Annotated in this window: 7 protein-coding genes and 1 other annotated feature; of the genes, 3 read left to right on the top strand and 4 right to left on the bottom strand. The window is 32.2% G+C overall.

The features are described from left to right. Positions 1-64: 64 nt before the first annotated feature. The 4 genes from FGK85_RS09665 to brnQ all read right to left on the bottom strand — a co-directional run bounded on the left by FGK85_RS09665 (position 65) and on the right by brnQ (position 4,509). Positions 65-409, bottom strand: a complete 345-nt coding sequence (locus tag FGK85_RS09665) for a hypothetical protein (protein WP_138206061.1) — start codon at positions 407-409, stop codon at positions 65-67. Positions 410-919: 510 nt separating this feature from the next. Then, positions 920-1,774: an ABC transporter permease gene (locus FGK85_RS09660; RefSeq protein ID WP_138206059.1), complete on the bottom strand. Its 855-nt coding sequence runs from the start codon at positions 1,772-1,774 to the stop codon at positions 920-922. Then, positions 1,771-2,685, bottom strand: coding sequence for an ABC transporter ATP-binding protein (locus tag FGK85_RS09655; RefSeq protein WP_138206057.1), 915 nt, complete (start codon positions 2,683-2,685; stop codon positions 1,771-1,773). The genes FGK85_RS09660 and FGK85_RS09655 overlap by 4 nt, the downstream gene beginning before the upstream one ends. 480 nt (positions 2,686-3,165) lie before the next feature. Beyond that, complete coding sequence (gene brnQ, locus FGK85_RS09650) at positions 3,166-4,509, bottom strand: branched-chain amino acid transport system II carrier protein (RefSeq protein WP_138206055.1); 1,344 nt, start codon at positions 4,507-4,509, stop codon at positions 3,166-3,168. Positions 4,510-4,961: 452 nt separating this feature from the next. Continuing rightward, positions 4,962-5,221, bottom strand: a binding site (T-box leader). Positions 5,222-5,747: 526 nt separating this feature from the next. Here brnQ and FGK85_RS09645 point away from each other — a divergent pair. From FGK85_RS09645 to FGK85_RS09635, 3 genes are all read left to right on the top strand, one after another. Continuing rightward, a complete protein-coding gene (locus FGK85_RS09645) occupies positions 5,748-5,948 on the top strand; it encodes a hypothetical protein (protein WP_138206053.1) in 201 nt (66 codons plus the stop codon). Between the two features lie 641 nt (positions 5,949-6,589). Beyond that, positions 6,590-7,150: an ArsR/SmtB family transcription factor gene (locus FGK85_RS09640; RefSeq protein ID WP_138206051.1), complete on the top strand. Its 561-nt coding sequence runs from the start codon at positions 6,590-6,592 to the stop codon at positions 7,148-7,150. A gap of 47 nt (positions 7,151-7,197) precedes the next feature. Continuing rightward, entirely contained in the window at positions 7,198-8,430 is a 1,233-nt protein-coding gene (locus tag FGK85_RS09635; protein WP_171011382.1) for an MFS transporter, read from the top strand. The last annotated feature ends 110 nt before the right edge of the window (positions 8,431-8,540 follow it).

Raw genomic sequence — 8,540 nt, 5'->3', positions numbered from 1 at the left:
AGAAAGGTACTTAGTCTATCTATTTGATAATCTATCAAAGATAGATATATACGATAGCGAAAGCTTAGAGAATCTTATGCCTTGGAATGATAAGATTCCTGAAAATATGAAAATTAAAGATAAAAAATAAATTAATCCTAGTAAAGCATATTCTTGCCTTACTAGGATATTTTAATACTATTCTTGGAATTATTAAAGGTGCTAAAACTTTGACGCTTACTGATAAAATCCCCTCATTTATCCATTTAAATAGATTGTAGAGTATCAAATCATCTCTAAGTTCACTATCAATATCGCCTATATTCTCCATCATCACTAAAGATAATTCATATGGATTTACACCTTCTGGTACTGCATAGTCATTGTTTTTTATACTCTTTAACAATTCTTTTAGTGCTTGTTTTTCCAATTTATATTCCTCCCTTTTGGATTTTTCAATAAACCCATTAATCCTATTATGAAACTTAAGAACTTCGTAAAATCTAACTATATATAACTATATATAACTATAAATGTTTAACAACATAAATAATTTTAATAAGCCTAAATAAATTTAGGAAGTAAATCTTTTAGATATAACCTTTTATGGAAAACTAATTCTTATGCTTAACCCACAATAAGGTATAATGTGATGGAATTATGAAATTTCTCCTCCATGACTTGCATAAGAGCTGGGAACATTAAATTTAATTTAAGAAATTCTAATCTTTTAGCCATGTAAAATTATCTAACGCTCACATTCAGCGTCCTGCATCAGGTTCGCTAGCCTGGCGTCCTTGCCAGGCTTACGATAATTTTATCTGTCTAAAAGAAGAATTTCTAAAATTAAATTTAAACAGTTCCTTCGCTTCTTATGAAAGTCATTCCAGAGAAATTTTATAATTCAGGTAATGTAATGATTTTTGTGGGGTAATCATTATTATCTATTTTTACGAGAAATATTTAAAACTGACAGTGTAAAGAATAAAGCAGCGGTACCAATTAAAATAGCAATGCTAACAAATGTGGTTACTTCATAATCTCCAAATTTAAAGGTAACACCCATCATTTCATTGAATTCCGTCAGATATTTGGCTGGTACACCCTTAAATGCAATTTTTAATTGATCTTTCATTATAACCTGCCTTAATAGTACTGCAGCATGGGATATGGGGAAAATCTTCACAAATGTTTGAACCGCATCAGGTAAGCTTCCTACAGGAATATAAATACCTGTCAAAAAACCAATAAGGGTACCTATTACTGTACTGGCTGTGGCAAAAGCATTGGTGCTGTTGAAAAAGGAAACAATAAATAAAACAATTGACGTACTTGTTATAGTAGCAAGAAGTATTATCCCCAAGCATTTTACTATTGCCACAAGGGATAGCATAGCTCCGCCGCTGGCCACTAGATAAATTTGTGCCAAAACTAGAGCAACAACACTCATTATAACACCGATAACATATGCACTTACTACGTATCCTCCTGCAATACTGCTGCGTTTCAATGGTGATGAGCTAAAATCCTTTGAAATTTTCTTAACCTTATCCTCAACCATTGTGCCAAAGGCACCCATAGTTGTTGTCACAGAGGTTGCAGCCACAAGGCCTGCCATAATCCAGCAATCCATTAATTCCCTTGCATTAGAAATTTCTTTTAGACTTTTTGTCCATACGTCACCTAAAAAAAGAGCATATAGTCCAATAATAATAAATACGCCTAGGAGGGAAAAAAATACAGCACTCTTATCTTTGAAAAAAAGTTTTAAATTTCTCTTTGCAAAAGAAATCATTCTCTCATCTCCTTTCCAGTAATACCAATAAAAGCGTCATCCATAGTTCCAGCATGCACTTCAAAAGCAGTAATGTATTCTTTACATTGTTCAATAATAGGAAGTGCATCCATGGTTGATGGAATTTTTGCAACTATTCTATCACCTTTTTTCTCATATTTAATAGAAGCATCCTCAAGTATATGGCAAACTCTAGCTTCATCTATATAAGAAAGCATCAAAGTATCGCTGGAATATTTTTCTCTAAGTTCTGTAGGAGTTCCTTTTGCTACAATTAATCCATCATCAATAACCATGACATAATCAGCACCAGCTGCCTCCTCCATGTAGTGCGTAGTTAAAAACACAGTGGTGTTATTCTCCTTTTGCAATTTTAATATAATTTCCCAAACATTTTTTCTAGTTTGAGGATCAAGCCCTGTGGTTGGCTCATCAAGAAAAAGAATTTTAGGTGTGTTTATTAAAGCTCTGGCAATATCAGCCCTGCGCTTTTGACCTCCAGAAAGCTTGCCATAGGGACGTTTTGCAAACTCTTCCAGTCCCACAGTACGAATAACACGCTTCACAGCTTCTTGAAGCTTGTCTTTTTTAATTCCATAAAAACTCCCTCGTATTTCAAGATTCTCCTTAACAGTAAGCAAATTATCCAGCAAGCCATCCTGAAATACCGCACCAATTATTGAACGTATTTCATCATCATCTTTGCCAATTTTAAAACCGTCTATAATAATTTCACCCTCATCTGGCTTTAGGAAAGTGCAAATCATATCAATTGTTGTGGACTTTCCCGCGCCGTTTGGCCCCAAAAAAGCAAACAACTTTCCTTTTTCCACATAAAAGTCAATACCTTTTACAGCCCTAACCTGACCGTATGATTTTTTTAAATTTGTTACTTTAATTATCTTTTCCATGCTTTTCACCCCAAACTAATAAAAATTAATTTCCTCTATATATTGCTATGCGAAAAACCCCTTAACTATATGACAACTGTGATGTTACATTAATTGTATTATATTGCATTATTAATATTGATTAAAAATTAAGTCATAATCGTAAAGGTTTTTACAATATTTTACTTCATATTATACCACATAGTACCATAAATCAACTAGAAAAATTGGGGACGGTTAACAACCTTTTGCTATCAATCTTGTTAAAAACTTGGGGACGGTTAACAACTTTTCGTTAAAAACTTGGGGACGGTTAATAAAAACTTGGGGACGGTTAACAACTTTTCGCTATCAACCTTAGCTAATAATTGTTAACCGTCCCCTTTTACCCTTTTATTTTCCTTTTATTCTTTTTTATTTTTCTCCATTTACTTCACTAACAGTTGTTAACCGTCCCCTTTTATTCTCTTCTATTTTCTCCATTCACTTCACCAATAATTGTTAACTGTCCCCTTTAACGTTAGTTAACTTTAACCTTACCCATTGCTGGCCAAAACTCATTACTACTCCCAAAAACATGCCCACTAATGCTGGAAAAACCCAGCCTAAGCCTTCTGCATAAAGTGGTAATCTGCTGAATAAATCGTGAACCATTTCTAACTTTATACCTGATTGTCCTAGCGCATCAACCACACTTACAGCACCAGTAAATAATATGGTTAACCCGTAAATTGTGGAGTCCCCTTTAAATAAATTGTCTAAAATAGCAAGCACTATAAGCATTATAGCTATTGGATAAATTGCCACTAGCACCGGTACTGATATAGCAAGAATTTTTGTGAGTCCCATATTAGCAAGGCTCATGCTAGAAAGAGCTAATATTCTAACCCAATTTTTGTATGATATCTTATTAGTTAATGTACAAAAATATTCACTGCAAGAAGTTATAAGTCCAACACAAGTTGTCAAACAAGCTAAAGTAAATATTGCCGCTAATAAAACAGCTCCTGAACTTCCAAAAATATGCGTAGTAACATTTGTTAGAGTTTGAGCACCATTTTTAGTTGCTCCAAATCTTCCACCGCTGGTGGCTCCTAAATGTGCAAGCATTGAATAAATAACTATTAGCAAAGTTCCTGCTATAATACCAGCCTTTATAGAGTAGGACACCACCTGTTTTTCATCCTTAACCCCTCTTGATTTTATAGCTAATGCAATAACTATTCCAAAATTCAACGCTGCTATTGTATCCATTGTTAAATATCCTTCTAAGAAGCCTTTAACAACAGGAGAATCCACATACGCCCCTGTAGCTTCACCGTAACCACCTAGTGGTTTAAATAAAGCTCCTAAAAACATAAACACAATTAAAAATAACAAAGTAGGTGTCAAAATCTTACCCATGCGGTCTACTAGCTTTGCTGGTGATAATGAAAGCCAATAAGCCACCATAAAAAATACCAATGTAAATAAAAATAATGCTAAAGTTTTTGATATACTGTCTGGCAAATATGGTGCCACTGCCATTTCAAAAGGCAAGCTGCCTGCCCTTGGAATACCTAAACAAGGCCCTATAGATAAATATATTAAAACTGTGAAAATACTAGCAAATATCGGATTAACTCTCTTAGATAAATTATTAAGACCTCCAGATTTTGCAACTGCAACTACCCCTAAAACTGGAAATCCAACAGCCGTTATAAAAAATGTAGCCATTGCCTTCCAAGTTGCAACACCTGCTGATTGCCCCAAAAATGGAGGGAATATTAAATTTCCTGCCCCAAAAAACAATGAAAAAAGCATTAAACTTATTAATAGCAAGTCTTTTTTTTGTAAATTTTTCATTTTATAAATCCTCCTTAATTATGTTTCTGCCTCTTTACTAAGTCCTCTTTACTAACTAGTAATGTGAACTATAGTAGTGAATTTTCCAATTCATATAAATTTATCATCTACATTTTCTAGATTATAATGTCCTCTTCTATATCCATAAAATCATCCCCCTTATAAATTTTCTCTTAAACTACATCTTGGTGCTATGAACTGCTATGCGGCTTAAAATATTGCTTACCTTATCTCAAAATACTTCTTAACCTTGTGAACCGCTACGTGGAATATATGCTTAGCCTTATGAATTGCCATATGAATATTTCACGGATGAAGTTTTCACGGATTGTTGCACACCCCAGTCATATCAATTGCTGAGAACATATAAAAACATATTCCTGTTCTATTGATACTTTATTGCCATCACATACTAATTGCTGAGAGCATATAAAAAACCCGTCCCTTGAAAAACAAGGGACGGGAATAATCCGCGTTACCACCCTAATTCTATAAAATAAGCCTATAACAAATAAGGCACTTCATAGCACTCAGTTACGTATCCATCAATACGCTTCTCTTTTAACGGTAAGAAACTCCGACAAAGCTTACTAAAGTTCGGCTTTGCTTCTCAGAGGTGATTTTCAGTTATATCTTGAACATTGGCTTGCAGCAAAGTGCCAACTCTCTGTGGAACAAAATATTACTTACTTCTTCTCTTCATCGAATTTATTTTAATTATTGTTAATATAATATATGCTTATTTACTATATGTCAATATGTTTTTTAAAATTTTGGACTAATTTCTATTTTTTTATTATTTTTTATTATTTTTTATTATTTTTTATTATTTTTTATTTATTTTATTATTTTTTATTTATTTTTTTATTTATTTATTTTTTTATTAGTACTCTTGTGAACTCTCCCCCACTTGCTCACCCTAAAGTGGTGGCTTCCTGCTTAAATCAATGTTGAAAATTTATATACTTTCATGAACATCATAAATATCTATAAGTTATGGCATATTCTATTGCTTTTTAAAAAATGGATCCGATTTTTATACACATTATATTGGAACTAATGTTATAATCAGTATAAAAAGTTGGTAAAAAGTTGGGGACGGTTAACAACTTTTTGTTATTAATCTTCGCTAATAATTGCTAACCGTCCCCTTTACTTCCTTTATTTTTTTATTTTAACTTTATTCTAATTTAGTACTAACTTATATTATCATCTATTAATCAGGAGGAAATGTGTTAATGAAAAAAGTATTGATTTGTCTATCATTTATAGCCATAGGTATGATTTGTTTTTTCTTTGCATTTCAAACTAATACAAATGCCACATTAGGCATACCGTTAACAATAGCTGGTGTTGTATCCTTTGCAATAGGAATTTACAAAAGTTGGCGTACTGGAATTCTTACATCTGTACTAGATTTATTTCATTTTTGGCCGTAGCAAAAACTTAAAAAAGTCGGGGACGGTTAACAACTTTTACTAACTCTCCCACCACTTGCTCAGGCTGAAGTGGGGCTTCTTAGTTAAATCAATGTTGAAAATTCACAGAAAAAACTGGGAAAAAACTGGGGACGGTTAACAACTTTTAGCTATCAATCTTAGCTAAGAATTGTTAACCGTCCCCTTTGCTCCCGCTCCTATTTTGATGCACTACGGACTGAATTATAAAAACTTTTATGCAAATTATAAACGAAAATCTAAAAATTTCGAAAAGACTCTTCACAAATCTCATTTTGAATCGTATAATAAAAATATATTTATCAATAAAATAAATTTTATCAATAAATATATTTTTCTTAATATTAATAGCTAGACAATGAAAAATTGCCCATTCATAAAATATCGCTAAGATAAACAACAGTGTTTTAAACATATTTTCTATAAAAGAATTATCCCACAAAATCATTACATCACCTGCGTTATGAAATTTCTCCTCATTGTACTATTTTGTGGTTTAATCATAAAATAATTTTTTATCATATGTAAATATATTTAAATACAGATATTTACATACATATATTTACATACAAATAAACAATTTAGTAAACCAACATACTAACGGTTTTAAGGAGGTATAAATCATGCTAAAAAACAAACGCTTAACCACACCACAGGAAATTAAAACTTTTTCAAATCCTTTTAGATTTAAAATCATAAATTTATTTAATCAAGGAAAAATTCCACTAACTGTAAAGCAAATGGCGGATAAACTTGAGCAAGTTCCGTCAAAAGTACATTACCATGTAAAAGCGCTTGAAAAAATAGGTGTGCTTGAAATTGTAGAAACTAAAGATAATTCTGGTATAACAGAAAAATACTATTTACCTACCGCTGAAAACTTTTACGTAGATCAAGTAGTTAAAACCAGCAAAAATAATGTTTATGATGATGGACAAGAGGATTTCATAGGGATAATAACCAAAGAAATAATAAAAAACCTTGATGATTTTAGGGACAACGCCACTCCAAACCAGGATGCAGGAAGACTTGTAAGCAATCTAGAGGGATATCTAACTCCTGCTGAAACCAGAGAATTACATGATATGTGCGTAGATTACATAAAAAGTAGAAAAAGAACTAAAGATTCTCAACCTTTCTTTTGTAGCCTATTAACTATAAAAAAATTTGATAACATTAAATAAAATTTATTACTCGATATTTAATATTAATAAAAATGGGGGCTGTAAATATGAAATCATTATTAAAAAATAGAAGCGCTATGTTATTGACAATTTCAAGAGCTTTTTCTAGGTCTGGAGATGCTCTTGAAACTCTTGCCCTTCTTTATCTTGTCTATGACTTAACCGGTTCTGGACTTGCAATGGGAAGCTTAATGCTTTTTAGCGTTCTTCCTAATGCTATAATAAGCCCTTTTGCTGGTGTGGTTGCAGATAAGTATAATAAAAAGAAAATTATGTTCATTGCTGAAATCACAAGAACTATATGCATACTAATTATTCCCATTTTAATGTACACAAACTCCATTGCACTATGGCATATTTATTTAATTTCCGTAATGGTATCCATAGCTGAAAGTTTCTTTGAACCAACAGTAGGCATAACCTTTGTACTAGTTGTAGGTAAAGAAAATATGCCTTTAGCCAATAGCGTTGGTACTACTTTAAACCATATCATGCGAATTGTTGGCTATAGTTTAAGCGGTATCATTATGACAACCATAGGCAAAGAACCTCTTTTTATCATTGACTCCTTAACCTTTCTCCTATCAGCTATTACTGCTATAATTATTACTATTCCTAATATGGAGAAAACAGAGCATGAAGAATCAACTAACTTCATACAGGAACTTAAAAGTGGCTTTTCTTATGTTATTAAAAATAATTTAATTGTTGTTATTCTTTTTGTTGTACTTTTAGCTCAATTTTTAAGCACTCCTCTTGAAACTTATATTCCGCTTATAATAAACAAAGTTCTAAAGGTTTCAAACACTTGGGCCGGCTACTTTTCCACTGCTACAATTGTAGGCGCATTAATTGGAACCATACTATATCCTGTATTAGTAAAAACCAAAATCAAACTCCACCATGTTTATCTTTTTGGCTTATCATTTTTCGCTATAGCTCTAGGATTTAGTACCCTCTTAATTACTCCTTTTTACTTTGCGTTTATGTTTTTTATTTGTGGTTTAATCTTATCTCTCATAGGTGTTTGGAGCTTTACAGAAATTCAGTTGCTTGTGGATATAAATTATTTAGGTAGGGTAGGCTCCATAATAACTATGATTTGTTTAATAAGCTCTCCTTTATCTGGAGTAATATTTGGTGCCTTAGCGGATAAAATACTTATCCCCATTATTTTCAAATACCTTGCCTTAAGCTGCTTAATAATTGGTATTTTATCCTATGTGCTAACCAAATTTGCTTATAAATCTGCCCCTAAAACCCAGCCAATAGAAGGGTAACTTTTTAGGACAGTTAAAAACTTTCTCATTAGTTCTAAAAAACTAGGGACGGTTAACAACTTCTCGCCATCAATCTTAGCTAATAATTGTTAACCGTCCCCGTTATTTTC

The organism is Haloimpatiens lingqiaonensis (assembly GCF_901447495.1).
Lineage (GTDB): Bacteria > Bacillota > Clostridia > Clostridiales > Clostridiaceae > Haloimpatiens > Haloimpatiens lingqiaonensis.
Note: the sequence above shows the minus strand (reverse complement) of the source record. Positions and strands in the feature narration are given on the sequence as shown.

Coding starts and splice junctions, on each gene's coding strand:
- FGK85_RS09660 (WP_138206059.1), bottom strand. CDS start 1,774: ATGATTTCTTTTGCAAAGAGAAATTTAAAACTTTTTTTCAAAGATAAG.
- FGK85_RS09655 (WP_138206057.1), bottom strand. CDS start 2,685: ATGGAAAAGATAATTAAAGTAACAAATTTAAAAAAATCATACGGTCAG.
- brnQ (WP_138206055.1), bottom strand. CDS start 4,509: ATGAAAAATTTACAAAAAAAAGACTTGCTATTAATAAGTTTAATGCTT.
- FGK85_RS09645 (WP_138206053.1), top strand. CDS start 5,748: ATGAAAAAAGTATTGATTTGTCTATCATTTATAGCCATAGGTATGATT.
- FGK85_RS09640 (WP_138206051.1), top strand. CDS start 6,590: ATGCTAAAAAACAAACGCTTAACCACACCACAGGAAATTAAAACTTTT.
- FGK85_RS09635 (WP_171011382.1), top strand. CDS start 7,198: ATGAAATCATTATTAAAAAATAGAAGCGCTATGTTATTGACAATTTCA.